Origin of the sequence: Rapidithrix thailandica (assembly GCF_039710355.1) — a bacterium.
Lineage (GTDB): Bacteria > Bacteroidota > Bacteroidia > Cytophagales > Flammeovirgaceae > Rapidithrix > Rapidithrix thailandica.
The window spans coordinates 199,301-225,267 of the sequence record NZ_JBDKWZ010000003.1 but is presented as its reverse complement, the minus strand read 5'-3'; the positions used below and the strand labels follow the sequence as shown (position 1 = coordinate 225,267).

Sequence of the window (25,967 nt, the reverse complement as noted above, 5' to 3'; positions counted from 1 at the left end):
TTATATAAAAATTATAAATTTCTTAATCGACTTTTTGCTTGAAAATTTGATTTTTCTTTGACTCATTATGAGGAACTAAGCGGTAAAAGGTAGGGGGGAGGAAGATAGAAAGCCCCGAAGTATGTCTGAACATACCCCAGGGCGTATTTTTTATACTGAAATTACGACTTTGCCTACGGTGCGGCCACTTTCGATTTGCCGGTGGGCTTCTGCCATTTCTTCGAAAGCAAAACTATTAGAAACATGCGCTTTGATAATTCCTTTTTCCAAAAGATGCGCAATCACGTTCATATCCTTGCCGTTGGAATACACCGCCATAAAAAAGCAAGCTTTGATATTTTTGCGTTTGGATTTTTCTTTGGCTGTTTCGCTTAAGCCGGATGGCAAATTGATAATGGTTCCGAAAGGTCTGACCACTTCAACCGTCCGCTCAAAGTTTTCTCCACCTATCGACTCCAAACAGAAATCGATCTCTGATAATACATCTTCAAACCGTTGTTTTCTGTAATCTACATGTTCATCGGCTCCAAGTCCCAACACAAATTCTTTGTTTTGTGCGGAAGAGGTACCGATTACATAAGCTTTTAAATATTTGGCGATTTGTACGGCAAAATGACCCACACCACCTGAAGCAGCATGAATCAGTACTTTGTCGCCAGCTTTCAAATGTCCGAATTCCGTAAAGGCTTGCCAGGCAGTTAATGCCGCAAGCGTACTGGCCGCAGCTTCTTCATGGCTAATGTTGGACGGCTTACGGGCTATCTGTGAGGCCGGTACCGCAACGTACTCTGCATAGGCTTTGCCATGACCCACAAAATTCACCATGCCGAATACATCTTCTCCTACAGAAAAATCCGTTACCTGATGGCCCGTTTTTTCGATGGTTCCAGAGATATCCCAACCCAAGACCAGTGGGTCGTGCTTTTTCAACTTGTTGGCCAAGGCTTCCCCTTTCCTGGTTTTGATATCCACAGGGTTAATACTGATGGCTTTTACTTTTATCAGTACCTCATCTTCTGAAATAGAGGGAATAGGTAGTTCTTTGATTTGGAGGTTTTCGACATCTCCAAATTGGTTTAATACAATAGTTTTCATGTTTAGTTTTTTTTGGATTACTAAGTAAAGGCCCCAAAGGTATAGAGCAACGGTTAAAAAAAAGAAAGAACAAACAGGCCTTTCCTACCACTGTTCCCTCTTGTGATATTGGCCTTTCATCCCCATTATTTTATGCGCTTGGCAATAGTAATGATACACTCCGGCTTCTTTAAAAGTAGATGTGAAAACTTCCCCTTTTTGTAGAATTTTGCTTTTGAACCTTCCGGTTTTTTGACACTACATCGTGTATGCCGTTACTTTCATTGATCCATTTTACTGTGCTCCCCACTTCCACATTCAATGACTTTGGGATGAAACTGCATCCCTTTCATCTTTACAATACTGAAAGATGTCTCTTGTATGTTGGAGTGAAAACTTGATGTGAAAATGAAAACAATGCTAAATGCCATGATAATTTTTGCTATATAGTTGGGTTCAGTTGATTTTAAAAGGTATTTTGTTATCAGCTCGGTCAACGGATGAGGATCAACGAAGCCTTGGCAAGCCCTGAGGAGGGTATTTCAAAGTGGGTGCATGAGTGCTTAAACAAGCAATAGCGACTAAAATGATCGTGATGATAGAGGCGATGGTCCGTAGGGTGTTTAATTGATTCCAAGAACCTTCGAATGCGAGCCTTCACTAGGGAAGAATGATGGAGTGAAGGAAGGCGTGAAAAGAGTTTTTCTTCTTCTCACTCTTCAGGAAGTACTTACTTATCTGCAACGTACTCTTTTGTGGTTTTTACAGTTGCATAGTAGTAGTTTAATGCCGCTAAAAAGGAGTTATGTACATCTTGAGCCTGTATAAGTTGGCCCTGTATTTTAAGGCTTTTTGTGGCACAGGCATCAGCAATAACTGTACAGGCAAAGCCAAAATCTTTGGCGGCCCGGGTGGTGGAATCCACACACATATGCGTCATCATCCCACATATGACCAAATCTGTAATTCTGGATTCTTGTAAATAGGTCAATAATTCAGTTCCTTGAAAGCTGTTGGGAGAATGCTTGACAATAATTTTTTCATTGGCTCCGGGTTGTACGTTCCGATGGATTTCCGCTCCGGATGTACCGGGTAAGAAAAAACCGGCTTCCGGCCGGGTGGCGATATGTTGAATATGCACAATGGGTAGGCTTTCTTTTCTGAATTGCTGTAGGAGTTGTTGGGCTTTTTCGCTTGCTTTTTCCGCATGAGCCAATTCCATTGCTCCTCCTTCAAAATAGTCATTTTGAAGGTCAATAAGGATTAGTGCTTTCATATTTAGTTTTCCTGTTTTTGTAAAGGATAATAGCAGACTTAACGTATTTTGCGTGGGAGTTTGTTTCATTTTTTAAGCGGGAAAAAATGAAGTGGTTTACACTTATAGTTTTTGATTCCATTTTTTAGGAAAAAGAAAAAGTTAACTCACTCTATATCTGTCAAGTTTCCCCGGATAAAATTGAAAGGGCATCACGTCTTCTTTTTCCGTATTTCACTTAAATACTCAGGAGTAAACCCTAAAAAAGAGGCTAGCATATATTGCGGAACCCGTTGAACAAACTCCGGGAAAGAAGTGCTGAAGTGGTGATAGAGCTCTTCGCGTGACAAGTTGTACATATGCATGATCCGGTATTGGGAGGCGGCATTTGCCCTTTGGGAAACCAATCGAAAATACCGTTCTAATTGTGGCAGTTTTGCAAACAGCTCGTTCTGTGAGTGATGAAATAGGCAATAGACCGTAGACTTTTCAATGGCCTGGATATAAAAGGAAGAAGGAGCTTGGTGAAGAAAACTCATATAATCAGCCATCCACCAGTTTTCGATAGCAAAATCCGTAATTTGTTCCGTGCCTTTTTCATTTATAAAAAACATCCGTAAACAGCCTTTTTCCACAAAAAAGTTGGATTTACAAACCTGTCCTTCTTGCAACAAAAAATCTTTCTTTTTGGCTGCCAAAGGCTTAATGTAGTCCCATAAAATATCCGTTTCCGCTTCCCGGATATTCACATACTTTCGGATATGTTGGATGAGATTCGGATGCATTGTTGTAGAAAGTTTACTTGTTATGTCATTCGATTAACCAAGAAGCAATCCCCACCGGATCATTTGTCGGGGTTCGGATTAATGTGTCGCTTTCAATGCCATGTGTAATAACGGATAAGGTTTTCCCGCTCCATCCAACTCCGAACGGCCAACCGTCTGAAAACCCATATGTTCATAAAAACCAATGGCTTGTCCGTTGTCCTCATTGACATCCACCTTGGTTACTTGCATTTGTCTGATGGCATGTTGAGTGAGGGTTTTTCCAATGCCTTTCCCCCGGGCATCCGGATGAATAAACAACATTTCGAGATTGCCCTCGGCTACCCCCATAAACCCTAGAATTTTGCCGGATTGATTGCGAATGCATGCCAGATCAACGGCTTTCAAATATTCCTTCAAAATCAAAGGTTTGAAAAATAGAATATCTTCTTCTTTCAAGAAATGATGTGTTGCCCGTACAGAGGCTTCCCAGACTTCCACTACTTCAGGAAATTCGACCGGATCTATTTTATCGATTGTATTTATCATGATATTGATTGTCCTGTTACTACATTTCAAAATTATCAAATTCCTTATGGATCGCACAAAGAATAAATTTAATTCAAGGGGAGAATCGTTTTGCTGTCTCGATAACCTTGCTTAACGTTTGTAGTCCTAACAATAAAATAATTTTCCTATACAAACGGATTAAAGCCATAGGCAAGTTGGTTGTGTTGCTGAATAGAAAATTAACCGGTTATTGGGATAATATGCCGATCTGTATATCTTTAAACTATATTAATATTTTATGGAGAATGATCAGACTGTATACTAACCAAGACCGGGAGGCACTCATTGAGCTATTGCGGCTTAATACACCTGAGTTTTTTGATGCTTCGGAAGAGAAGGATTTTATAGAATACCTTGAATTGTATTCCCGACATTATTTTGTGATGGAAGAAGGGAGGAAGATTGTAGGAGCAGGCGGAGTCAATTATATGGACGATGGCAAAACTGCCAGGATCTCCTGGGATATGGTGCACCCGGAGGCGATGGGTAAGGGCCTGGGTAGCCGGCTTACCCGATACAGAATCGAGCAAATAAAGAAACATCCGGAGATTCAAGTGATTGCCGTAAGAACTTCTCAGTTTGCATTTCAATTTTATCAAAAATTTAACTTCAGATTGATTGAAATTGTAGAGGACTTTTGGGCGGAGGGGATTGATTTATACCACATGGAATTACCTTTAAAGTAAGGCTACATACGAGTGACATAAAAATGTTTCTTGCCCGATTTACTTGGCAGTTAAAACTCTATATTGAACCAGAATGAATATACTAATTGTACTTGGCCACCCTGACAGTGGCAGTTTCAACCATGCTATTGCGGAAGCTTGTAAAGAACGCTTACTGGAAAACGGACATACGGTAATCTTTCATGATCTGCATAAGGAAACGTTCGATCCCATCTTGGAAAAGGAAGAAATTTCCAGAGACGGATTGGCGGATCCGGTAATCAAAAGACATTGCGAAGAATTGCTGAGTAGTGATGGAATCATTGTGATTCATCCGAATTGGTGGGGACAACCTCCTGCCATTCTGAAAGGATGGATTGACAGGGTAATCCGGCCGGGGATTGCCTATAAATTTGAAGAAGGAGATAGTGGGGAAGGTGTACCTGTTGGCTTGTTAAAAGCGAAAACCGGACTGGTATTTAATACTTCCAATACGAATGCGGAAAGGGAAAACTTACTATTTAAAGATCCTCTGGAAACGATTTGGAAGAATTGTATTTTTGACTTCTGTGGAGTGAAACAATTTGACAGAAGAATGTTCCGGATCATCGTGACGAGCGATTTACAACAAAGGAAAATCTGGTTAGAAGAAGTAAAAGAGATGATGGACCAGTATTTTCCGAAAGCTGTAAAAGAAGGTATACCTGAAGGGAAATTGTTTGAGTAAAACACCTCCTCTGTGTTTCTTTTTTCAACAATAGCTTTGGCTACTCTCTTCAATAAGTGTCTTGATGAGCCGGTTTTTGATTCCATTTTCGGTCAAAACTATAAGTTTAAACCACTTCTTTATTTATTATCGATCGTACCGGATGAAAATGAAAGAAATAAAAAATGTGACCATAGAAAAGCTGGATGGTCATGAACTGGACAAGTTCGAAGCCTTGATCAAGGTATTTGAAGAGGTTTTTGAAATGCAGAACTTTTCAATTCCCAGTCGGAAACATTTACAAGGGGTTTTGGAAAAGGACGGGTTTATGGTTTTCGTAGCACGTTGGAAAGGAAATGTGATTGGTGGACTAACGGCATATAAAATGGATCAATATTACTCCGAAAAACCACTGGCCTATATTTTTGATCTGGCTGTTTTGAGGTCATTTCAACGACAGGGGCTTGGTAAGCAACTGATTCAAGCCATTACAGAGTATTGTCAAGAAAACGGGTTTGAAGAAGCATATGTCCAAGCGGACAAAGTAGATGACCATGCCTTGGACTTTTACCGTTCAACCCCAATTACAACTGAAGAACAAGTGGTACATTTTAGCTATACAATGGAAAACAAACACCGGTGATGGAAGCAGTAAAAACAAATTAGGGAAGAGGGAATCAGAAGAAATATGTAGCGTTCAATTGTTTCAATCCGGGAAGAAAGCCGAAGCTTTCGAATATGAAAAAGACCTTAAGAGGACCTCCCTTTGAAGGTCTTTTTTATTGCTATAAAACAGATTCTTTCTATTTCATAATATTCGCTTTGAATAGCATAACTGTAGAAATGGTGAAAGCGCTAATTTAGCTTTTATCGAAGTTGGCCAAACTTAAACGACTGAATGTAATACAGAGGCTTCATAATGAGTGAGGTATGGCAATAAATAGACTGCGGACTTCCACTTCTTACTTATAATCTGATGGTGCTTTGCTCACTTAAAGTATCAGTTGATTTTCAATACATGCACCTTGGAAAAACATTCCGAAAAATCATTATCTCATTTAAAAATTGTGTCAAAAATGCGGTTTCAATTGCTATTATTAAGTTGTGTAGCACTGTTAAACATAGATGGGCTAGCACAACAAATTACCCATGGATTTGCCATGCCGGAAAGTGTGATCTCGGATGGCAAGCGCTTTTTTGTTTCCAATCAGGGACAAGATCCTTTTAACAAAGATGGTGATGGTTTTATCAGTGAAATTTCAGTGGAAGGGAAACTGTTGACAAGAAAGTTTCTTCCTTTAAAAGGGAAATTGCATGCCCCCAAAGGAATGGCTATCACCAACAATATTCTCTATGTGGCCGATTTGGATCGGGTGTTGGGCTATGACCTTGATTCAAGAAAAACCGTTTTTGAGTTAAGCATTCCGAAAACAAAAGTTTTGAATGATATATGCCTTTTGGAAAAGGGATATATTGCCGTCACCGAAACCGTATTCGGTGATATCTATAAAGTGGATATCCGGAATAAATCTTTTGATATCATTGGAAACATTCCTACTGTCAATGGCATTTCTTTCAATGAAAAAACCGGACAATTAGTAGCTTGTTCGAATGGCAAAACCTTTGGAGAAGGTTCGGTATACTTACAGTCCGGGAAAGGAACCTTTTCCAAATTGCCTAATATTGGCAGCGGTTTTTTTGACGGTGTCGAATGGATGGATGATGAACATTTGCTAATTTCTGACTGGGTCACTTTTCCTGTAAAAGACTTTGGAAAATTGTGGATATACGATCTGGCATCCAATCAAACCGAATCGTTGTTTACCGGAGAAAGTGTCGCCGATATATATTATGACCGCTCGAGCCAGAAGATCTATTTGCCCCAGATGTTTCACAACAAGGTTATTATCACCAATAGAGCGGAGCTGGAAAAAGCCCCCCATGACAAGTACAATAAACTATATAACTATGGCGTAATTGATGCTTTTATCAGCGGTTTGTACAGAGGGACGCTACCGGTCCGTGAGGTTAAGTTTAAAGGAGATTTTGGCATAGGTGCTCCCGATATGCTGGATGGCGAACTGACCATGTTGGGAGGGAAATTTTATCAGACCAAAGTCACCGGGGAAACCGTAGAAGTGGATAACGCGCATAAAACATCTTTTGCTACGGTTACTTTTTTCAAAGCCGATACCACTTTGTACCTTCAAGAAAAAGTGAATAAAGAGAAGGCTTTGGAAAGGGTTCGAAGCTATTTATCAAGTCTAAATGAACCGTATGCTATTAAAATTTCCGGATCGTTTCAGTCTATGAAAACAAGAGCCTTTCCTCCCTTTCAAAAAGAACCCTTTCCTCCCTTGACATCGATTATGGACCGGCAACAGATATTTGAATATTCTCAAACTAAAGGAACTTTGGTGGGCTATCATTTGCCAGAGTATTTGAATGGGATTAATATGAAGGGGTTTCATTTCCACTTCTTGTCAAAAGATAAAAAGCAAGGAGGGCATGTATTGGACTTTAACGGTGAAAATCTAAAAATTGAAATTGCCCGCTTGAAAAGTTTTGAATTGGAAGTACCGACTGATGCCCCCTTTCGAAATTTTAAATTTGAGGAGCTGGAAAGTGAAGCTTTGGAAAGGGTAGAACAAGGGAAGTAAGGATATTGAAATCAAGGGTAAATAGCGAAACCGAAAACGGTTTGAGTGTTCACTCAAGCCGTTTTTTATTATTTTGTGAGGAATGGGAACAGAATTGTTTCGTAACAGTACTTGTTGGTCAATCTTTGTTCAGTTTTTTGAATGCAAATAAGATGTTGCTACATTTGCGCTTATACGTTATATTATTGATAAGTAATTCGATTTAAAAAAATAATGATGGAGGTTTCAAAGTACGTTACGGCAAATTTTAAATCCATATTAAGAGCCAAGCTTTATAACTTTTTTCAAAGAAGTTTGTGGAGATACATCCTTGCGGTGATGATTATTGCTTATGTGATCCCCGAAACTTTTGGCTCCTTTGTTCAAACGTTTATGGGTTTGTTGAGCATATTGCTCTCTGTGGTGTTCTTATTGATCGTTATCAGCAGTAAGATCTTTTCAAAAAAGATGTATTTCGATGCGGTGATTGTCTTTACAGAGACTTCGATTATTTTGAACCATCAAAATTCTTCAAAAGAAAAGGAGGAAAAAGATTGGAGTTGGATCAAAAAAATCAGCGAAAACGCCAAGCATTTTTGGCTTAAAACCAACGAATATCCTCCGTTTTATATATATCTGGACAAGGAGAAGCTGACTGATCAGGAAATCGAATTTTTCAAGTCAAAAGCCTGACTTTTAATACCGGAAGTTAGCTTTTTATGTTTATAATAATCCATTAAGTTTTTTAAACATAGGTGAAAAATGAAAAAAATAATTTATGTCATTATTTCTCTGATTAGCTTAATTTCCTGCCAACCCGATTCACAAAAGTCTGAAGGAGAAAGAAAAGAACTTGTGACAGCCAAGAAAGAAACCCAACCCAACTTGCCCGATGAGCAAGTTTCCGGAACTGCCGGCTTGTATAAGGTGGAGTTATTCCATCCGGTGAGTGAGGAGATCTATGACACCACAGTTACTTTGAGTTATTTAGAGGAACATCTTTATACTTTTGCAAAGTTTAATTATCCAAAATTGACTTCCCGAATTGAGGAGGAAAAGACATTGATTCTTTCAAAAAATAAAATTCAATTCAAGATGGACGTTTTGGCATTTGATTCCTCAAGCCACGAATTAACCTACTCCACAGGTGGGTTTTTGGAAAAAATTGATGGGAAAAGCTTTTGGGGAACGGATGGAAACATACCGGAAAAAGCAATTTCCAAAATGGTGTTGACGATAGAGGGAGAGTCGAAGGGAATCCCTAAAGAGTATTATAGAGATTTATTCGAACCCACGATTGATTGCCATTCATCAGGTGACGGAACGTTTTGCTATACCAATGGCTACCTTACAGACAAAAATGAAATCATCGTTACGATGTTGAATGGAGACGGTGCAGGTGCTTATATCGCCATTATGATTTTTGATCAAAAGAAGGGATTTAAAGAAAGAATAATAGGCTTGGGATTTTAAAAAGAAGAACCGGACTCAACTGGATAACATATTCATCGTATCCAATCCGTTAGTTAATCATAAGTACAAATACGTTTAACCATACATACTATCTATGAAAGTACAGCTATTTCTTTTACTATTTTCTCTATTCGTTTCTGCATGTACAGATCAAAAGACGTCTTCCGGCACAGAACAGCCCTCTGAACAAATATCCGCATTGTCAACTGAAGTGGAACAGGAGGGGAAGGTGGATGAGAAACCTATCGAACAAGTTGAGGCATTGGAAGAGGAGGATGCTGATAGGCAACCAGTAACCCCTGATGAGTTGGATCTGCCAAGGCTTGACGAAGGTTCCGGAGTGAATATTTTACCTGTCGGACTATTTCACGAAGACGAAGTACAGCCCGATGCTGATCAAAAAGAATGGGTGGGTCTTTTTCAAAAAGGAGATAGTACTTATCTAAAACGGGTTCAGGTCAACCTTTCCAGGGAAAACGATCCGATTTTAGACGAAGAGGGCCAAAAAACCGGCTGGTATGTTTCTGTGGAAAATGAAGAAGATTGTATTTTATTAATTTCCGGGGTAGAGCTAAGCAAAGGTGAGGTCCCATCATTGGAATTTAGCAAAAAGTCTCCGGTTCCTGGCGATACCCTTACGTTTACATTTGGCTCCAAACAGATGAATATTTATGTAACAGGAACAAAGGAGAAAGTCTCTGATGACTGGTATGAGGTGGAAAATTACAAAATGATAGTAGCCTCTGAAGTGAATGAAAAAACAATCGAGCAAACGATTGTGGCCAAGGCGAATTTTGAGGATGCGATCATCACGATGCTATGGGCAGGAGATTTGGATGGAGACAATCAAATGGATTTCATAATTGATACTTCCCGGCACTATAATATGAGTGTTCCTACATTGTTTTTATCCTCCGGGGCAAAGGAAGGGAACTTAGTGGAGTGTGTCGCCAAACACGTATCTGTGGGATGTTAAAAAAGAGTTGGCCCATTTTGCACTGAACATTGGTAAAAGCATGAAGGAAAGAAAACAACATTAACAATGAAATTACCGACAAGAATTAATAAGATATCTCCGGCTTATGACTTGGAAGTCGGGGTGTATCCACCCAGTGGATTTTTGCAGTTTGATGAGGCTAATCTGGGGAATGGGGATTATTTTGGTCTCTATTGGGAGTTTGGAAAAGAGATGCAAGAACCTGTTGTCTGTGAAATGATTCACGATGAAGGACGCATAGTTCCTTGTTTTTCCAGTCTTGATAAGTTTTTAGAGTGGTATGAATTAAACGATTTTGACTGGGGAGAAAAAGAAATTGTAGACCAGGACTTTGTGTATCATTACATCAATAAAGGAAATGACTATCTCAAGCAAAATAAACCTGAACAGGCAATCGAAAAATATAAGAAAAGTGTACAAAGCTTAGGAGAAATTAGTGAAAACTGGTTCAAACTGGCAACCCAACAAAAACGAATAGGGAATGAGGTAGACTTCCAACAGAGTATTCTCAATGCTATTTTATCAAATTGGGCAATTGAGTTCCCCTCTCAAAATGCCATTAGATTGTTCAAGGGTTTAAAACCGGTGAGTGAGTTAAATGACCATCCTTTGATTAGAAACCGGGAAAAACTGGAATTTAGTTTTGGTGGCAAAAAGGAAAACAATGATTACCGGGTTTTGAGAGACATCATCGATGAGTTAGGTGAAAGGGAAGATTTTAGAAGCACATTATTGCTGGAGCAAAACTATGCTACGATGATGTATTGGGAGACTTCTGCTTTTCAGGAGAGATATGGTTTTCACTTGGAAGAATGGAAAGCGAAGTTTAAATCCGATACAGAAGAAAGGCTCAATAGGAAGTTGGTGTAGATCAGTCGAATTAAGAAAGTTGATATGGCCATAAATGAAATAAAAGTTCGCAAGGATACACAAGACAGAGATAGCCTTGCTTGGAACAAATTATTACATTTAATTGAAGAAGCAATTGCCGATGGTCGCGAAGAATTCCATCCGGCAAAAGCGCTTGGGCTTGAATATTGGAAGGATATCAGGACGTTGCCTAAGGAAATTAGCGGGCTAAAAAAAGTCAAACACCTGATGTTGTATGGCAGTAACCTGACTAGACTTCCTCAGGAAATAGGCGAAATGGAATCTCTGGAAAAGTTTACCCCTTACACCTCTTACGGATTAAGATGGTTTCCATATGAATTGATGTATTGTGAAAAATTAAGAGAAAGCACCGTTAGTACAAGAGCACTCTTTGGAAATTTTAAAAATAAAAAACCTTTTCCCGACTTAGAAAAGAACCCTGTAAAGTATTATGCTGGTAATAAGTGTAGTGTATGTGGCAAAGCAGAAAATCAGGTAAGTTTTGAACAGTATTGGATTTCAGTAAAGGTTGCTACCGATGTACTTCCGTTATTGGCGATTGTCTGTTCAAAGGAATGTTTAGAGGAGTTACCTGAACCGGCACAAAACTATTATCCCAAAGCCCATAAGGGAGGAGTCTTTGGTTGACATATGAAAACTTCTGACCTGACCAAACAAAAAAGCCCTCGAAATTCGAATTTCAAGGGCTTTTTTAACGATTATGTGGAGTCGCAGGAATTGTAACTGTTGATTTGTAATTGTACTTTATAAATGCTAAATGTATCATAGAGGGTAAATATTTGGGTTTTAAGTTGTATTTAAGTATTGTTAAATTTTATAAAAGTGTATAAACTTGCCCTTAATTATGCCTATATATAGGCAATTAATTTACCTCTAATAATGATACATCCACCATGAAAATTAATTATTACCTGAACACTCCTAATAAAAAGGATCAGGCCAAAATAGCTCTAGTAATTACCTTAGAAGGCCAACGTTTAAGAATGTCCACAAAGTTAGATGCTAATATCAAAGCATGGGACAAAAAGAAACAAAGGGAAAGGGGCAATATTCCCTTAAATAAAATTCTGACTGACTTAGAAAAGAAAGTTTTAGATGTGTATTATAAGCATTACAAAATAGGTGTTTTTTATGATATAGACACATTTGAGGAAGAAGTAAGAGGGTTATTCCAACCTGTAAAGAAAAAGGGCTTTTTTGAGGTACTAGAAAGTTTTATTGATGATCAAGGGAAAACAGCAAGTAGAGCACAAGTAAAAAAATTTGAAGCACTTAGAAACAAACTAAAAAAATTTCAACAAGAAACAGGTTTTAAGATAGAGTTTAAGACAATGGGTTTGGAGTTTGGGGATAAGTTTAAATCCTATATGATTGAAAAGGGTTATCTTAATTCTTCTATCACTAAAGAAATAAAATTTCTAAAAACGTTTCTTTTGTATGCTTATGATCGGGACTACCACAAAAACGAAAAGTTTAAGTTAATCAAAACCCTACCTGCACCCAAAAACAAACCCATAGCCCTTACAGAAGTAGAGTTATTGAACATCTACAATTATCCATTTGAAAAAGGTGGTAGGCTTGATAAGGCAAGGGACTTGTTTTGTTTTGCTTGTTTCACCGGGCAAAGATATTCGGACATTAAGAAGTTTGATAAGAAGCAATTGCGGATAATGCAAGATGGTGGGTATATATGGGCATTCCAAGCGCAAAAAACCAAGAAGGAAACAGAAGTACCATTAATAGGTGAGTTTGCGGAACATGCCTTAAGAATTTTGCAAAAGTATGATTACAAACTGCCTATTATCAGTTCACAAAAGCTGGTAGATTATGCTAAAGAGGTGTGCAAAGCTGCTGAGGTAGACCAATATATAAAACAAGTAAAGATGTCCGGAAGTAATGAGGTGGTGATTGAAGGGCCGAAATATGAGTTTATAGGCACGCATACCGGAAGGCGTACATGTGCAACCTTGTTGGTCATCAAAGGGGTTCCCCTGCCAGTAGTACAAGAAATAACTAAACATTCCTCTATTCCTCAACTTATGGACTATATAGACATTCCCAAAGAGGATATTAAGAAATATTACCAGGCGATTGATTTTGGTAATACAGGTTTAAAGGTTGGACATAAAAAAGAAGCGTAAATTTGTAATGCAAAATATTGAAATTCATTACCACTACTGGAAGGCCATAGAGGAAGTTTTAGAGGATAAAGGAAGGATAAGTATAAAAGACCTTAAAAGGCTTTATTTACAAGATGGTACATTGTATAGGAAAATTATACATGCAATCTTAGAAGAGGATAAAGAGGCTTATATATATACTGTAATAAACAATAGATTATGCTCTGATGTATTGATATTGGATGGAGAACAAAAGGTAAAACGGGTGTTTTTTATGCCTTTTTTGTCTGAAAGTAAAAAGGTTACTTATTATATATCCGGGATAAAAAACAAACCGGAAGCCATTGCAGAAGTAGAGGACGAAACCGCAAATAAGTTACTGGCTTTAGAGTCTGAAATGATAAACCAAATGTATCAAGCAAGGTATATAAAAAATTGGGAATCTGAAGAAGTGAAAAAGCGGATAAAAGAAATGCAGAACACTTTTTATAAATATCAATACTGTATGTTTTTTGAGGTGTTTATGGGTGAGGAAATTATAGGGAGTATTGAGAGATTTGCTTTACACTTCAACTATCAAATTGTCAAAACAAAAATAGCCTGTTCTGAGCATTCAATAAGGTTAAATGACTTCCTAAATAAAAAAAACTTTATTCCGCCTAATGAGAAGGATATTATTAATCATTGGATCTTAGAAAAAAAAGGGCTTAAAAGGGTAGAAGAAGGAATACCCACATACAAAAGAATGGAAGAGACTGATTATCTGAAGTTGGCAAAAGTGAAAACAGAACTAATAGAAAAAGAGTTAGAGGAAACCACAACTAACGGATTGATTACTAACTTTACTATTAATGATTATTTGACCCCGGAATTTGGAACAGTGGATATTTACGGAGTATTGAGAGAAGAGGGAATAATTGATCATACTAACGAAGTTATTGACCCCCGCAAGTACCCAAAGGAGTTTTTTAGAGGTGTGTTAGATGAATTAAAGGGAGATATAATAAAAGCGAAATTGAAAGAAGTAGAAGGCAAGTTTTATTTATCTATTGGATATTCAGAATATAAAGTAACTCCTAATGCTAAATCTAGCAAGCATGGAAAGAAATCGAGTTTTGAATTAGGAAAGGAGTTTGTAAAAGAACATATCAAAAAAATTACATAGGGTAAAGTGGCACTTGTAATAAATTGAATATAACCCACAAAGGGAGTGTTTTTTTGAATGAAATTCTCATAGTTATTTTATTGTTGAATAGAGTCTTAAATGGCCTTTTTGATACCTAAACAAAACCCACAAAGCCCAGCTTAAACCGCTGGGTTTTGTGGGTTACATTTCATGCAAGCTTAGTTATCAATCAACCTCAACTTTTAAGTCTTTGATATGATAGGAACTGTCCTGTTCATTATATTCAAAGGTTGTTAAACATCTCATTCCTTGTATGATTTCAAACCCATCAAATGAATTAATACAAGGGTTTTCATCTTCATTAAAGAAACTAAAAACCCTTTCATGAAACTCATGTTCTACTGTTTTTTCAAAACTATACTCTTCTCCCAGTAAAGTGATTTCATAAATGGGCTTCTCATTACTTTGCCACATCATTATTCTATAATTTGATCCCAGCCCATTTATCTCCAAAAGATAAATGTCATGCCCCTTTTTAAAGGTTAAGTTTTCCTTAGATATAACCTCCAACACTCTCTTCCTATACTCGTAATGTTGAATACCAGCTAAAGGAGAAGTTAGGTTGGGTAAAGAAGGACATTTTGAAAAAGCTTTATATGTAAGATTATCCCATTCTTGTACATTATGATAGGTAAAAGGTACAGGCGGTTGTGTACAGCCTTGGGAAAAGGCTATTACAAGCAAAGTAATAATTGCAAAGAGCATTGCATTTTTATAAGAAGCTTTCAATTTTATCTAATTATAGCTTTTATGCTTTTGATATGATAGGAATCACTCTTATCATCATATTCAAAGGTTGTCAAACAACTCATACCCTTTATAATTTCTACACCGTCATTGTCATTAGTACAAGGGTTTTTATTCTCATAAAGTGAAAGTAACTGACTATGAAATTCGGGATCTAGTACCTTTTCAAAATCAGCTTTCTCACCAAATAAAGAGATTTTATAATAATGATCTTCATTTTTTTGCCACATTTTTATTCTATAGTGGGTACCCATTCCATCTATTTCCAATACATAAACATTGCTTCCTTTTTTAAATGCCAAATTCTTATTGGCTATAACTTCCAATACTTTTTCTCTACTTTCTTCATCACGTATATCAAGAAAAGGGATAAATAAATTGGGAGGGCCAGAACATTTTTTTAAAACTTGAACTGTGGTACTATCCCACTCCTGAAAATTCTGATAGGTAAAAGGTATAGATGGTTGTGTACAGCCTTGGGAAAAGGCTATTACAAGCAAAGTAATAATTGTAAAGAGTATTCTATTTATATGATTGTTTTTCATCGTCATTTTATCTTTGAATAGAGTCTTAAATATCCATGTTTTTCATTAGTTATATCTTCTCCTCTAAATCCAAAAGTCTTGTTCGTTTTATACTTAGCAAGCTTTATTCCTGAGTGTTCAAACCATAAACCCACCTCACTGGTTTTATTTTCCCCATTTTGAAGGTTGTTTTCCAGGCTTAAAACGGTATTGTTTTCGGCCTCTTTCATATAATCATAAGGTTTGGTAGGAGTCAAAAGATACCCGTTTCTTCCAATGGTTTGTATTCGGCCATATCTTTTTATTTTTTTTGTAAAAGTTTTCTCTTGATTTGACACCTTTCTATTGAAAACATACACTCCGTAATAATGTGTTCTTAATTTATCTTCCCCAAATCCTGATTCTGCTCGTACAATGTTTTCATAATGTACTGCATTTGTTTCCGAACCAGGGACAGTATTTGCTATATAATTAGTGATCCCTGTATCAGAATCATATTGTTCTCTTATCGGTTTATCTGTATTAATAAAGTCCTTATATTCTTTTCCATTACAATAATCTATAAAGTGATTTAACTCATGGGCCATAGAAATATAGAGAGGATGTTCTAACCTTGCTGTTCCTCCTCTAGCATTTGAAGGTTCTAACTCTTGTTTAGCGTCAAGATTAAAAATCATTCGGGCCTTTGGGCCAGTCCTTTTGCCAACTTCATTATTTTCATTTGGAAAAGCTGTAATAACTAATAGAAAATCGGACTCAATGGCTTCCTTCAGTAGTTTTCTTCCTGTTTTCGATTTACTGGCTAATGTGTAAATCACATCCAAAACTCCATTTTGATATGCTTCATCCCCTACGATAACAAGCCCTCCATAAGGGTCTTTTTCTCGCTCTTCTTCCTTCTTTTCAACCTCCGAATCTTCCACTGCCGGCCCCAATATATTTCCGGCTCCTGCGGTCAAATTATCGTAGGAATCGGTTAAAGGAGTCGGCTCCGTCTTCACGCTCAAATCCGTTTCTTTCCAATAGTGTTCCAGGATTTTCACCCCTCCATCGTAGAGAATGGCCGGAGAGAGTTTGACTTGGGTGGTCATGGGTTCCCCGTTCACTCCGTTGAAGTGGTTTTTGAAAAAGACACAGTGTACATCGTAGAGTTCAAACACCCGGCTTTTGCTGTCCTGTGTCACCGGGGAGACGACAATCTTTACCTTTTTCACCATATCCATGCCCACCGACCAGGCAAAAAAGCTTTGATCCGAGGTCGTTTCAAAAGTAATGTCAAAGATTGTCCCGTTAGGTTTTCCCATGGGTTTGCCGTGCTCGTCTACCGAGCGGGTAAAGCGGAATTTGAAGTCGAGGATATTCACTACTTTATCCTCAACATAGAGTTTTGCAATCAAACTCATATTATTCAAGGTTTTGGTTTGTACTACAAAGGTTTTAATTAAATAGGTAGTTGTCTTGGGAGGGGGTAGATTGTGATAGTTGGGCAAATGTATAAAATTTTATTTTAAAGTAATTACGCAATAAAAGGTAGTTTTATTAGGGTGGCTTTATTTGACAAAAAGAAATAGCACGGCAAGTTTTAATTTATTGGTAGTAATGAGAAGAAGTATTATTGGGAAATAGATTTTATAAAAACACCTCAAAAAACATCCGTCATAAAAAAAACGGATTCCGTTTTTTTACATGGAAAATTGCCTTAAACGTGCTATAAGGCGGTTTTTAGTCCGTTATTTTTTTTAACGGATTTCTTATGATCTCTAAACATCCCAATTTTGAACTATCGAAAACAAAAAAATAGTTCAAGAATGAAAACAGTAAACATTAACGAAGCAAAAGCACCGATACAGGTTATTACCATTACTGTAGCGGAGTTGGAAAAACTCTTTGAAGAAAAGGTGCAACAAGCCCTTAGGCAAGTAACCCCATCCAAAGAACCTAAAAAAGAAGTTATAAGCCGGAAGGACTTGTGTAAGCGTTTAGGTGTGGCGTATTCCACTTTAAGAATATGGGAGATAAAGGGACATATCAAGCCAATACGGTTAGGTAGACGGGTTTATTTTGACTATAAGGAAGTATTAGACTATGCAACCAGTAGAGGCGCTTAGCCAACAAATCAGGGCTTTGTATGATGAACTGGTTATTATCCCCTACCTGCCTGTAAAGGAAGCTAGGCATACATTTAAAGACTGTTTAAAAGCTCTTCAAACATTGATTAACCAGCAACCTTGCCCACAAGTGAACAACGCATTGCAAAGCCTTTATAATTCTTGCAAAGGGGTGGAGCCAAGTACAGGCGCAAAAAAACTATTTGAAAATTTAGGAAACATTATAGAAGGATGAAAGGAAGGCGGGAAATATCCAAGGATCAAATAAAACGCTACTACCTATTGGGCTTATCCAATGAAGAAATAGGTTTATTAACAGGCCGTTCAGCTTCAGCGGTAAAAATATTAGTGTGGCGTGAAGGCTGGAAAAGGGAACCTGTTCAAAAAACGGCCCTTACCCAATTGGTAAAAAAATACATGGATAAAAAGTATAGTATAAGGCAGACAGCCAAAGAGTTAGGAGTAAGTTACTCTACGGTCTACCGACACAAACGAAAATTAAAATCAACCTAAAATATATATGAAGGAATTTGTAAAAGTCAAAGTAAAAAGTGGGCTTGGTATGCCTGTGTACCAAACACCGGGGGCGGTTGGTCTTGATCTTTCGGCCCACTTAACAGAAGAAAAATTAACCTTGGCACCTATGCAAAGGGCATTGATTCCGACCGGGATTTATTTAGAGATGCCCAGCCATTTAGAGGCACAAGTAAGAGCAAGAAGCGGTTTAGCCCTCAAACAAGGTCTTACAGTCCTTAACGGAGTAGGCACTATAGATAGCGATTACAGGGGGGAAATAGGTGTAATAATGGTTAATCTTTCCCAGGAAGAACAAACCCTTTACAAAGGGGATAGGATAGCGCAATTAGTATTTAATAGAGTGGCTAAGCCTTCTTTATTAAAAGCAAAACGATTGTGCGAAACAGTAAGAAATAAAGGCGGTTTTGGTTCCACTGGTAAAGTTTGAATATACGTATGCGCTAAAAGGTTATCTATTGGGAAGAATAGTTAACCCCACCAAAACCACCGAAAAAGACATTTTATTATTAATCACCTGCAAAAATTAAAAAATGAAAGAACTTGTAAGTATCCAAGGAGAAAAAGTTTTAACCACCTCTAAAAAAGTAGCTGAAAAATTCGGGAAGTACCATAAGAATATTTTAAGGAAGATTGAAGGGCTACATTGTTCCTCGGAATTTAAACGGCTTAATTATGAGCTGAGCGAATACACCGATGTGAGAGGCCGAAAACAGAAAGAGTATGTATTGACAAAAGATGGTTTTGTATTTCTGGTAATGGGTTTTAAAGGAGAACAGGCCGCGGAATTTAAAGAAGAATACATAAGGGCCTTTAATCACTTGGAAGAAGAAATAAAATATTTATATGAGGCTGAAAGTAATAAGAAAATTGTTAATGCCCTTAAACTGCTTGGAGAGTCCTCTAATCCCATAAAGGAAGTTTACAAACCCGTTGAATTTACAATAAAAGGCTATGCTACTTACTATGGTATTAAAGGGTTGTCGATTAGTAATGCAACCAGATTAGGCAAGAAGGCTACTAAGGAGTGTAAGAATAAAGGATTACAAATAAAACATATGCCAGATCCGCGTTTTGGTCTTGTAAATGTGTATCCTGTTGAAGTGTTAGAACCGATTTTTGAAGAGTTTGACAAAACCCCCCGGTTTTAAATTTGTTTATCCCCAAGCCATATTCTAACTTTGGAGTGCTAAAATATAACAACTATGAAAGACATTAGAAGAAATCCCGTACTATGGTTTCCGGTTCCTGAAAGGGCGGAGGGCTGTTATATGCCTAGCAAACCTACTGTACGGGTCTTTTTTTTAATATCATTATGGTAAAATTAAACAAAGACTCCTTGGTTATTGAAATCCCTACGTATGGCACACCTATCAATGATTGGGTAAGGTTGTTAAAATCGTTAACGGAAATTGCTAATACACTTGCAATTGTTGACAAAGGGCACCTAATACATCAAATCAGTGAAATTGACCAATTTTACTATTTACTTGAAAACACAATGCCCACCTCAGATCAACTGAGTTACTTACTGGAAAAAGAAATAAACAACGGGTTTAGAGAATTTAATAACAAAGTATAAAGTATCTAAGGGGATACGGGTTGGTGTCCCCTACTTTTCTCCTATTTAGTGCCCGTTTCAAAAGGCAATCAATTTTATGTACGATGGAATAAAAGTAAATTATTCCTATGTCCTTATTGATGATTGGGTAGGACACCCTATGCTTGAATTTTGTGGAGTACACAGCCAGAAAACAGGCGAAATAAAAGGGAATAAGGCATTTACCAAGGATCGGGGTTTGCTTTGGCGGTTAGCCCAGAGTCAAAAGGATAAAGGAGTATTCAGATTAAGTATACAGGGTGCGCTACCGCGTTTCCTGAATGGAGGCAAAATTGGGTACGAGGATTTAAGTATTTCCGGTATCCGGCAAGCAGTTGCCCTGTTAGAAGAGTATGGCGTTAAAGCGGAAAAGGCCATATTAGAAGGTTTAGAGTTTGGTTTTAATATATCCTTACCTTACAGTGCGAGTAAGGTAATAAAGGGGTTTATAGCCTTAGAAAATAGAGGCTTTGCTTCATTACTTGACCAGCGTAAAAAGGTTGGTGTAGTATGTGCCGGATGTGAATATGATGTAAAAGTGTATGATAAATCTAAAGTTTGGAATTTGACAGATAATAACCTGCTGAGAGTGGAGATAAAAGTAAAGAAAATGCGGGTTGTGCAAAAGTACGGTGTTCGTTGCCTGGATGATTTGACCAAAGAGGAAACAGCCAGGAAACTGTTAGGATGGTATTTTGATACCCTGAACAAGGTTTTGCATTTTGATTCCTCATTTAAACTAAACGGTTTACTTCCTTTGCAAATAGCCAAGTTGGAACGGTGGAAAAACCCTAACTATTGGGCGGGGATAGACAAGCATCAAAGGTACTACCAAAGGAAAAGATTTGATGAATTTAAGGTAGGCTTTGGAGGCGGAGATGAATACACAATGATACTAGAAAAGTTAAGAGAAAAAGGTAGTGAAAAAGGCTTTTTGTGTTCACTTAAAAATACGACCATTTCACCGGAAAATAACACATTGAGTGTTCAGCAAAATTGCGACCATTTCACAGTTAAGATAAAGGGTGAAAACGTAGCACAAGCCCTATCAGGTTCCAGGCGGGAAGTTAAAACCCAAAAAGGGAGTTGCCATCACTGTAAAAAGGAGCTTGTTAGTTTGAAACAAAGGGCAAAGTTTTGTAACCCGAAATGCAGGCGGAAACACTACTACCTAAAGTACAAAGCCAAACAAAGAAAAGAGGTAGAAATTGAAAAGGGAAATTTATTAAAAGTCAAGAAATGGAAGTTTGAAAATATCTTACTAAAGGCATGGGTTGAAGTAAAAAGGGAACCGTTACAAATAGCTGCCATAGATGCAAGAATGAGTAAAGGGGAAATATGGAGAGTGAAGAAAGTAGAAGTTTATAGGAAAAGAGGAAAAACGTCTATTGTCTTACACACTTTGCGAGCAAAAGATTTGCTAAGATGGGTACAGGAAGAAATTGGAAGGAGAAAGAAAAGATTCAAAAATCAACAAGAAAAAGAAAGGCTTATACCCAGTATTATTTCTAATATGTTGTATACAATTAGATAAGACTGTACAAGTTAGTAGGAGGGGTGTAGGAAAAATTACATGTTAAAGAAAAAGGAAAAAAGCTTAAAATGTGTAAATACTACACAAAATGCATGTTTTTCTTTCCTTTATTCATTGGGAGTTGATAAAGATAAAAGTCACTTTAAGACGCATTTGTGTCTATTTTTTCTAATAAAAAGCTGGAAAAATGTAAATTTATGTCGTTTAATTGTCCTTTAAAAAGGATCTAATAGATCATTTAAAGCAAATATTGAATAGGCTTAGTAGTGAGCTTATACATTTATTCACCCTTTACTTTAAAATCCTTTTCTCTATCCCTTAGCAGAAAAAAGCTTTTTATAGAAAGTGCCCTTAAAAATGCTATTAGTCAAAGAAAGACCCTCTGTATATTGCTGATACACAGAGGGTCTTGTGTTTTAGTTGTGGAGTCGCAGGGACTCGAACCCTGGTCCAGAGAAGGTAAAAACCGTGCCTTCTACATGCTTAGCTACGCCTTAATTGTCGGGAAAGGGTAGGTCGGTAGCAAACCAGTACCTCTCCTTAGTTGCTTAAGTTTCGCCAGTGCACCACAACTTTGCTCTGGCTAGTCTCGCGTTATGACACCCCTATATCAAAGCCGGCAAGACGAAGGCTTTGAGGGATGTGGCCGGGGATCCGTTGGATCAACCCTAAGCGTGTAAATTCAGCATTCAGCTAAATTACGCAGCCATGGCGTAGTTATTTTCGCCAATTATGGTTTAGGACTAGTGATCAAGGCTCGCATCCTATGAGCCTGCATGCTTATACACGTCATCACTCAACCTGTCAATACCAGTCGACCCCAATAAGAAAAAGAACTTGAATCATCTTGTAGATAATTCCATTCTAGAACACGCAAAATTGCAAAAGAAAGTTCACTTACGCTAAAAAATCTGAAAATAATACGAAAATTCCTTTTGATATAGTGGTAATCTCTCTTTTTATCAATGTAAAACATGACTGGGTAAGTGACCAACCCTTCAAATAGAAGCTGCAGGAAAAGCTATGAAGTTTGTGTAATTTTATGCAACTATTTTGTGAGTCGCCAAGAGTGGTGGACAATATTGAAATGGAATATTCAGAGACATGACGGCTATTTTTGTTTAGTTTGTGAAATTAAGTTGTATAGCCAACTTAATTTTCGTATTTGAAATAATATAAACTTTATAAACAACATGAGAAAACGAATGATCAAAGTGGCGTGTTTGTTATTGGGTGTTTGCCAACTGGCTTTTGCTCAAGACAAAGACAAGAAATGGGATGTCAACAATCCCCCGGGTGATTTTAAAGAAATCGAGTTTACCACAGACGAAGGGACTTGGATGAGTTTGGATGTGAGTCCGGATGGTAAAGAGGTGGTTTTTGATATGATGGGGGATATTTACAGCATTCCGATCAAGGGGGGAGAGGCCAACGTATTGCGGCAAGGGCATGCTTTTGAAGTACAACCGAGCTATAGCCCGGATGGCTCGCAAATTATGTTTACTAGTGATGCCGGAGGGGGAGATAATATCTGGATGATGAACCGGGATGGCTCGGAAGCCAAACAGATAACCAAAGAAAATTTCCGCTTATTGAACAATGCCGATTGGGCACCTGACGGTCAATATTTCGTAGCCAGAAAACACTTTACTTCCGGGCGTTCGTTGGGAGCGGGAGAGCTATGGATGTATCATATCAGCGGAGGCTCGGGAGTACAACTGACTCAGCGCAAAAACGATCAACAAGATGTAGGAGAACCGTGTTTTTCTCCGGACGGTCGTTATATTTACTACAGTGAAGACATGTATCCCGGTGGAGCTTTTGAGTATAACAAAGATCCCAACAGTCAGATTTATGTGATCAAACGCTATGACCGGGAAACCGGAGAAATTGAAACCATTACCGGAGGACCGGGTGGAGCCATCACTCCTCAAATTTCTCACAATGGTAAACTCATGGCTTTTATCAAGCGGGTACGGACAAAATCCGTTTTGTATTTGCACGATTTGACTACCGGACAAGAATGGCCTATTTATGAAGATCTTTCAAAAGATCAACAAGAGGCCTGGGCGATTTTCGGACCGTATACAGGCTATAGTTGGACGCCCGATGACCAGCATATCGTTATTTGGGCAAAAGGAAAACTCCGGAAAATCAATGTGGATAACGGGAGTGCGGAGATGATTCCGTTTGAGGTGAATGCCAAACATAAAATTTACCATGCATTGCGCTTTAAGCAAGAAGTTGCTCCTGAGAAGTTTACAGCAAAAGCCATTCGGCATCTGGCGACTTCACCGGATGGAAATACGGTGGTATTCAATGCCGTAGGGTATTTGTGGAAGAAAAAATTACCGAACGGTAAACCTCAAAGGCTGACCAACCATCAAACATTTGAGTACGAACCCACTTTTTCCAAAGATGGGAAAACCCTGGCATATGTCACTTGGGACGATGAAGAGTTGGGCGCCATTTATACCTTGGATCTGACGGCTAAGAAAGCACAGCCTGTAAAAGTGACCCGGGAAAAGGGCATTTACCGTGCTCCGGATTTTTCTCCGGAGGGAAAAACCTTGGTGTTTCAAAAAGAAGTTGGAAATTACGATTTAGGCTTTGATTTTTCTAAAAAACCCGGAATTTATACCATGCCTGCACAAGGGGGAGAAATGACTTTGGTAGGGAAAGAAGGCGCTTACCCCCAATTTGATAAAGAAGGAAAACGGATCTTCTATCAAACGGGAGGTTACTTTTTCGGAAGTTTAAAAAAAGAGTTGAAAAGTGTGAAAGTAGATGGCTCGGATGAAAAGACGCATTTTATCGGAGATCATGCCAACCGCTTTCTTGCCAGCCCGGACAACCAATGGGTGGCCTTTATGGAGCTGCACAAGGTATATATCGCGCCAATGCATCTCAATGGCAAACCTTTCGAACTAAAGGCCGGCACCCAGGCGATACCGGTATCACAAGTGACAAAAGATGCGGGAATTAACTTACATTGGTCGGCAGACAGCAAAAAATTACATTGGACCTTAGGAGGTGAATATTTTACCACTGAGGTTAAGAAGCGTTTTACCTTTTTGGAAGGCTCTCCCGATAGTGTGCCTCCACCGGATACTACCGGAGTTGCATTGGGTTTGGAAGTGGAGTTGGATAAACCGGAGAAAAAATTGGTTTTGAGTGGTGCGAAAATCATCACGATGAAGGGTGATGAAGTAATAGAGAATGGAGTAATCGTCATCAATGAAAACCGCATCGAAGCCATTGGGAAAGCCGGAGAAGTAAATGTACCTGCCAATGCAAAAGTGGTGGACGTGACTGGCAAAACGATCATGCCCGGTATTGTAGATGTACACGCTCATTTGAGAGGGTTTCGCTATGGCTTGAGTCCTAAGCAACATTGGGCCTATTATGCCAACCTGGCTTATGGAGTCACTACCACCCACGATCCTTCTGCCAATACGGAAATGGTGTTTTCTCAATCGGAAATGGTGAAGGCGGGACAAATGGTAGGACCGAGGATTTTTTCTACGGGAACCATTTTATACGGTGCGGACGGAGATTTTAAAGCTGTAGTGAATAACCTGGACGATGCCCGTTCTGCGATCAGCCGTACCAAAGCTTTTGGGGCCTTTTCCGTGAAAAGTTATAATCAACCCCGAAGAGAGCAACGCCAACAAATCATCACGGCTGCAAAAGAACAAGGAGTGATGGTGGTACCGGAAGGCGGTTCTACCTTTTTTCACAATATGAGTATGATTCTGGATGGGCATACGGGAATAGAACATAATATTCCTATTTTCCCGGCTTACAAAGATGTACAAACAGTATGGTCTGAAAGTCAAACAGGTTATACACCTACGCTTATCGTTAATTACGGAAGCATCACCGGGGAGTACTATTGGTACCAAACCACCAATGTATGGGAGAAAGAACGTTTACTCAACTTTACTCCCCGGGCAGTTGTTGATGCACGTTCACGTCACCGTACCATGGTGCCAATGGAAGAGTATGAAAACGGACATATCCTGAGCTCCCAGCTCTGTAAAGAGTTAACAGATAAAGGGGTGAAGGTGAATTTAGGTGCTCATGGGCAAATTCAGGGAATTGGAGCTCATTGGGAATTATGGATGCTTGCGCAGGGAGGGATGTCTAATCTGGAAGCGATCCGGGCGGCTACTTGGAATGGGGCCCACTACATCGGTATGGATCATGAAATAGGTTCATTGGAAGCAGGAAAGCTGGCTGACTTAATCGTGCTGGACAAAGATCCTTTGGAGAATATCCGGAATACCGAGTTTGTGCGGTACACTATGATCAATGGGCGTTTATTTGAGGCTGAAAGCATGAAGGAAGTAGGTAACGTAGAGCGCAAAAGAAGTAAGTTCTACTGGGAAAACGGTAAATTTAGCCAGCATTTTCCTTGGCATTTCAAAACGCGTTCCTTTATGCGCCCCACTTGTAGTTGTGGCATCAACTAAGCAAGTTCTTTGAATGATTTGATAAGAACACTTATTACATCTCCATTGATAAAAAAACACCTTGGTGGAAGCACCAAGGTGTTTTTTATTCCATGCTCTTAGATC

Annotated in this window: 27 protein-coding genes and 1 other RNA gene; 19 read left to right on the top strand and 9 right to left on the bottom strand. The window is 38.5% G+C overall.

Annotation, left to right across the window (positions count from 1 at the left end):
• Positions 1-150 precede the first annotated feature (150 nt).
• The 5 genes from AAG747_RS06600 to AAG747_RS06585 all read right to left on the bottom strand — a co-directional run bounded on the left by AAG747_RS06600 (position 151) and on the right by AAG747_RS06585 (position 3,642).
• Positions 151-1,095, bottom strand: a complete 945-nt coding sequence (locus tag AAG747_RS06600; protein WP_346820354.1) for an NADP-dependent oxidoreductase — start codon at positions 1,093-1,095, stop codon at positions 151-153.
• Between the two features lie 84 nt (positions 1,096-1,179).
• Positions 1,180-1,302 carry a plastocyanin/azurin family copper-binding protein gene (locus AAG747_RS29195; RefSeq protein WP_430300560.1) on the bottom strand — a complete coding sequence of 41 codons (123 nt, stop codon included), beginning with the start codon at positions 1,300-1,302 and terminating at the stop codon, positions 1,180-1,182.
• A 502-nt stretch (positions 1,303-1,804) separates the two neighbouring features.
• A complete protein-coding gene (locus AAG747_RS06595; protein ID WP_346820353.1) occupies positions 1,805-2,350 on the bottom strand; it encodes a cysteine hydrolase family protein in 546 nt (181 codons plus the stop codon).
• 191 nt (positions 2,351-2,541) lie between these two features.
• Entirely contained in the window at positions 2,542-3,114 is a 573-nt protein-coding gene (locus tag AAG747_RS06590; RefSeq protein ID WP_346820352.1) for a Crp/Fnr family transcriptional regulator, read from the bottom strand.
• A 78-nt stretch (positions 3,115-3,192) separates the two neighbouring features.
• Positions 3,193-3,642: an acetyltransferase gene (locus AAG747_RS06585; RefSeq protein ID WP_346820351.1), complete on the bottom strand. Its 450-nt coding sequence runs from the start codon at positions 3,640-3,642 to the stop codon at positions 3,193-3,195.
• A 266-nt stretch (positions 3,643-3,908) separates the two neighbouring features.
• Between AAG747_RS06585 and AAG747_RS06580 the strand changes: the two genes are divergently transcribed.
• From AAG747_RS06580 to AAG747_RS06530, 11 genes are all read left to right on the top strand, one after another.
• On the top strand, positions 3,909-4,349 hold the full coding sequence (locus tag AAG747_RS06580) for a GNAT family N-acetyltransferase (protein WP_346820350.1): 441 nt from the start codon (positions 3,909-3,911) through the stop codon (positions 4,347-4,349).
• A gap of 73 nt (positions 4,350-4,422) precedes the next feature.
• On the top strand, positions 4,423-5,055 hold the full coding sequence (locus AAG747_RS06575; protein ID WP_346820349.1) for an NAD(P)H-dependent oxidoreductase: 633 nt from the start codon (positions 4,423-4,425) through the stop codon (positions 5,053-5,055).
• 148 nt (positions 5,056-5,203) lie between these two features.
• The gene (locus AAG747_RS06570) at positions 5,204-5,677 is read left to right on the top strand and encodes a GNAT family N-acetyltransferase (RefSeq protein ID WP_346820348.1); all 474 of its coding nucleotides are present in this window, start codon (positions 5,204-5,206) and stop codon (positions 5,675-5,677) included.
• 433 nt (positions 5,678-6,110) lie between these two features.
• Positions 6,111-7,694: an acetolactate decarboxylase gene (gene budA / locus AAG747_RS06565; protein WP_346820347.1), complete on the top strand. Its 1,584-nt coding sequence runs from the start codon at positions 6,111-6,113 to the stop codon at positions 7,692-7,694.
• Positions 7,695-7,907: 213 nt separating this feature from the next.
• Complete coding sequence (locus AAG747_RS06560) at positions 7,908-8,366, top strand: hypothetical protein (RefSeq protein ID WP_346820346.1); 459 nt, start codon at positions 7,908-7,910, stop codon at positions 8,364-8,366.
• Positions 8,367-8,435: 69 nt separating this feature from the next.
• A complete protein-coding gene (locus AAG747_RS06555; protein WP_346820345.1) occupies positions 8,436-9,146 on the top strand; it encodes a hypothetical protein in 711 nt (236 codons plus the stop codon).
• Between the two features lie 94 nt (positions 9,147-9,240).
• On the top strand, positions 9,241-10,122 hold the full coding sequence (locus AAG747_RS06550; RefSeq protein ID WP_346820344.1) for a hypothetical protein: 882 nt from the start codon (positions 9,241-9,243) through the stop codon (positions 10,120-10,122).
• Between the two features lie 66 nt (positions 10,123-10,188).
• On the top strand, positions 10,189-11,013 hold the full coding sequence (locus AAG747_RS06545) for a tetratricopeptide repeat-containing protein (RefSeq protein ID WP_346820343.1): 825 nt from the start codon (positions 10,189-10,191) through the stop codon (positions 11,011-11,013).
• 24 nt (positions 11,014-11,037) lie between these two features.
• Positions 11,038-11,661 (top strand): leucine-rich repeat domain-containing protein, encoded by a 624-nt coding sequence (locus AAG747_RS06540; protein ID WP_346820342.1) that lies wholly within the window; start codon positions 11,038-11,040, stop codon positions 11,659-11,661.
• 266 nt (positions 11,662-11,927) lie between these two features.
• Positions 11,928-13,175 carry a site-specific integrase gene (locus AAG747_RS06535; RefSeq protein ID WP_346820341.1) on the top strand — a complete coding sequence of 416 codons (1,248 nt, stop codon included), beginning with the start codon at positions 11,928-11,930 and terminating at the stop codon, positions 13,173-13,175.
• A 7-nt stretch (positions 13,176-13,182) separates the two neighbouring features.
• Entirely contained in the window at positions 13,183-14,319 is a 1,137-nt protein-coding gene (locus tag AAG747_RS06530; RefSeq protein WP_346820340.1) for a hypothetical protein, read from the top strand.
• A gap of 186 nt (positions 14,320-14,505) precedes the next feature.
• Here the strand turns inward: AAG747_RS06530 and AAG747_RS06525 are convergent, their stop codons facing one another.
• Genes AAG747_RS06525 through tssD form a run of 3 tightly spaced genes read right to left on the bottom strand, consistent with a single transcriptional unit; the run spans position 14,506 to position 17,014 of the window.
• Positions 14,506-15,069 carry a hypothetical protein gene (locus AAG747_RS06525; RefSeq protein ID WP_346820339.1) on the bottom strand — a complete coding sequence of 188 codons (564 nt, stop codon included), beginning with the start codon at positions 15,067-15,069 and terminating at the stop codon, positions 14,506-14,508.
• Between the two features lie 2 nt (positions 15,070-15,071).
• Positions 15,072-15,632, bottom strand: a complete 561-nt coding sequence (locus AAG747_RS06520; RefSeq protein ID WP_346820338.1) for a hypothetical protein — start codon at positions 15,630-15,632, stop codon at positions 15,072-15,074.
• A 2-nt stretch (positions 15,633-15,634) separates the two neighbouring features.
• Positions 15,635-17,014 carry a type VI secretion system tube protein TssD gene (tssD, locus tag AAG747_RS06515; protein ID WP_346820337.1) on the bottom strand — a complete coding sequence of 460 codons (1,380 nt, stop codon included), beginning with the start codon at positions 17,012-17,014 and terminating at the stop codon, positions 15,635-15,637.
• Positions 17,015-17,419: 405 nt separating this feature from the next.
• Here tssD and AAG747_RS06510 point away from each other — a divergent pair, with 405 nt between their 5' ends.
• The 7 genes from AAG747_RS06510 to AAG747_RS06480 all read left to right on the top strand — a co-directional run bounded on the left by AAG747_RS06510 (position 17,420) and on the right by AAG747_RS06480 (position 21,387).
• Positions 17,420-17,719, top strand: coding sequence for a helix-turn-helix transcriptional regulator (locus AAG747_RS06510; RefSeq protein WP_346820336.1), 300 nt, complete (start codon positions 17,420-17,422; stop codon positions 17,717-17,719).
• Positions 17,697-17,954, top strand: a complete 258-nt coding sequence (locus AAG747_RS06505; protein WP_346820580.1) for a hypothetical protein — start codon at positions 17,697-17,699, stop codon at positions 17,952-17,954. Before AAG747_RS06510 ends, AAG747_RS06505 begins: the two co-directional genes overlap by 23 nt.
• Positions 17,951-18,232, top strand: coding sequence for a helix-turn-helix domain-containing protein (locus AAG747_RS06500; RefSeq protein WP_346820335.1), 282 nt, complete (start codon positions 17,951-17,953; stop codon positions 18,230-18,232). The genes AAG747_RS06505 and AAG747_RS06500 overlap by 4 nt, the downstream gene beginning before the upstream one ends.
• 7 nt (positions 18,233-18,239) lie before the next feature.
• Positions 18,240-18,683 carry a dUTP diphosphatase gene (dut, locus tag AAG747_RS06495; protein ID WP_346820334.1) on the top strand — a complete coding sequence of 148 codons (444 nt, stop codon included), beginning with the start codon at positions 18,240-18,242 and terminating at the stop codon, positions 18,681-18,683.
• Between the two features lie 103 nt (positions 18,684-18,786).
• The gene (locus tag AAG747_RS06490; RefSeq protein WP_346820333.1) at positions 18,787-19,404 is read left to right on the top strand and encodes a Rha family transcriptional regulator; all 618 of its coding nucleotides are present in this window, start codon (positions 18,787-18,789) and stop codon (positions 19,402-19,404) included.
• Positions 19,405-19,568: 164 nt separating this feature from the next.
• Positions 19,569-19,835: a hypothetical protein gene (locus tag AAG747_RS06485; protein WP_346820332.1), complete on the top strand. Its 267-nt coding sequence runs from the start codon at positions 19,569-19,571 to the stop codon at positions 19,833-19,835.
• 76 nt (positions 19,836-19,911) lie between these two features.
• Positions 19,912-21,387, top strand: coding sequence for a hypothetical protein (locus AAG747_RS06480; RefSeq protein ID WP_346820331.1), 1,476 nt, complete (start codon positions 19,912-19,914; stop codon positions 21,385-21,387).
• Positions 21,388-21,807: 420 nt separating this feature from the next.
• Here AAG747_RS06480 and ssrA read toward each other — a convergent pair.
• Positions 21,808-22,209, bottom strand: a transfer-messenger RNA (tmRNA) gene (ssrA, locus tag AAG747_RS06475).
• Positions 22,210-22,580: 371 nt separating this feature from the next.
• Here ssrA and AAG747_RS06470 point away from each other — a divergent pair.
• Positions 22,581-25,862, top strand: coding sequence for an amidohydrolase family protein (locus tag AAG747_RS06470; protein ID WP_346820330.1), 3,282 nt, complete (start codon positions 22,581-22,583; stop codon positions 25,860-25,862).
• The last annotated feature ends 105 nt before the right edge of the window (positions 25,863-25,967 follow it).

What these genes read in the sequence shown, in the direction of transcription:
- AAG747_RS06600 (WP_346820354.1), bottom strand. Translation starts at nt 1,095, where the DNA reads ATGAAAACTATTGTATTAAACCAATTTGGAGATGTCGAAAACCTCCAA.
- AAG747_RS06595 (WP_346820353.1), bottom strand. Translation starts at nt 2,350, where the DNA reads ATGAAAGCACTAATCCTTATTGACCTTCAAAATGACTATTTTGAAGGA.
- AAG747_RS06590 (WP_346820352.1), bottom strand. Translation starts at nt 3,114, where the DNA reads ATGCATCCGAATCTCATCCAACATATCCGAAAGTATGTGAATATCCGG.
- AAG747_RS06585 (WP_346820351.1), bottom strand. Translation starts at nt 3,642, where the DNA reads ATGATAAATACAATCGATAAAATAGATCCGGTCGAATTTCCTGAAGTA.
- AAG747_RS06580 (WP_346820350.1), top strand. Translation starts at nt 3,909, where the DNA reads ATGATCAGACTGTATACTAACCAAGACCGGGAGGCACTCATTGAGCTA.
- AAG747_RS06575 (WP_346820349.1), top strand. Translation starts at nt 4,423, where the DNA reads ATGAATATACTAATTGTACTTGGCCACCCTGACAGTGGCAGTTTCAAC.
- AAG747_RS06570 (WP_346820348.1), top strand. Translation starts at nt 5,204, where the DNA reads ATGAAAGAAATAAAAAATGTGACCATAGAAAAGCTGGATGGTCATGAA.
- budA (WP_346820347.1), top strand. Translation starts at nt 6,111, where the DNA reads ATGCGGTTTCAATTGCTATTATTAAGTTGTGTAGCACTGTTAAACATA.
- AAG747_RS06560 (WP_346820346.1), top strand. Translation starts at nt 7,908, where the DNA reads ATGATGGAGGTTTCAAAGTACGTTACGGCAAATTTTAAATCCATATTA.
- AAG747_RS06555 (WP_346820345.1), top strand. Translation starts at nt 8,436, where the DNA reads ATGAAAAAAATAATTTATGTCATTATTTCTCTGATTAGCTTAATTTCC.
- AAG747_RS06550 (WP_346820344.1), top strand. Translation starts at nt 9,241, where the DNA reads ATGAAAGTACAGCTATTTCTTTTACTATTTTCTCTATTCGTTTCTGCA.
- AAG747_RS06545 (WP_346820343.1), top strand. Translation starts at nt 10,189, where the DNA reads ATGAAATTACCGACAAGAATTAATAAGATATCTCCGGCTTATGACTTG.
- AAG747_RS06540 (WP_346820342.1), top strand. Translation starts at nt 11,038, where the DNA reads ATGGCCATAAATGAAATAAAAGTTCGCAAGGATACACAAGACAGAGAT.
- AAG747_RS06535 (WP_346820341.1), top strand. Translation starts at nt 11,928, where the DNA reads ATGAAAATTAATTATTACCTGAACACTCCTAATAAAAAGGATCAGGCC.
- AAG747_RS06530 (WP_346820340.1), top strand. Translation starts at nt 13,183, where the DNA reads ATGCAAAATATTGAAATTCATTACCACTACTGGAAGGCCATAGAGGAA.
- AAG747_RS06520 (WP_346820338.1), bottom strand. Translation starts at nt 15,632, where the DNA reads ATGAAAAACAATCATATAAATAGAATACTCTTTACAATTATTACTTTG.
- tssD (WP_346820337.1), bottom strand. Translation starts at nt 17,014, where the DNA reads ATGAGTTTGATTGCAAAACTCTATGTTGAGGATAAAGTAGTGAATATC.
- AAG747_RS06510 (WP_346820336.1), top strand. Translation starts at nt 17,420, where the DNA reads ATGAAAACAGTAAACATTAACGAAGCAAAAGCACCGATACAGGTTATT.
- AAG747_RS06505 (WP_346820580.1), top strand. Translation starts at nt 17,697, where the DNA reads ATGCAACCAGTAGAGGCGCTTAGCCAACAAATCAGGGCTTTGTATGAT.
- AAG747_RS06500 (WP_346820335.1), top strand. Translation starts at nt 17,951, where the DNA reads ATGAAAGGAAGGCGGGAAATATCCAAGGATCAAATAAAACGCTACTAC.
- dut (WP_346820334.1), top strand. Translation starts at nt 18,240, where the DNA reads ATGAAGGAATTTGTAAAAGTCAAAGTAAAAAGTGGGCTTGGTATGCCT.
- AAG747_RS06490 (WP_346820333.1), top strand. Translation starts at nt 18,787, where the DNA reads ATGAAAGAACTTGTAAGTATCCAAGGAGAAAAAGTTTTAACCACCTCT.
- AAG747_RS06485 (WP_346820332.1), top strand. Translation starts at nt 19,569, where the DNA reads ATGGTAAAATTAAACAAAGACTCCTTGGTTATTGAAATCCCTACGTAT.
- AAG747_RS06480 (WP_346820331.1), top strand. Translation starts at nt 19,912, where the DNA reads ATGTACGATGGAATAAAAGTAAATTATTCCTATGTCCTTATTGATGAT.
- AAG747_RS06470 (WP_346820330.1), top strand. Translation starts at nt 22,581, where the DNA reads ATGAGAAAACGAATGATCAAAGTGGCGTGTTTGTTATTGGGTGTTTGC.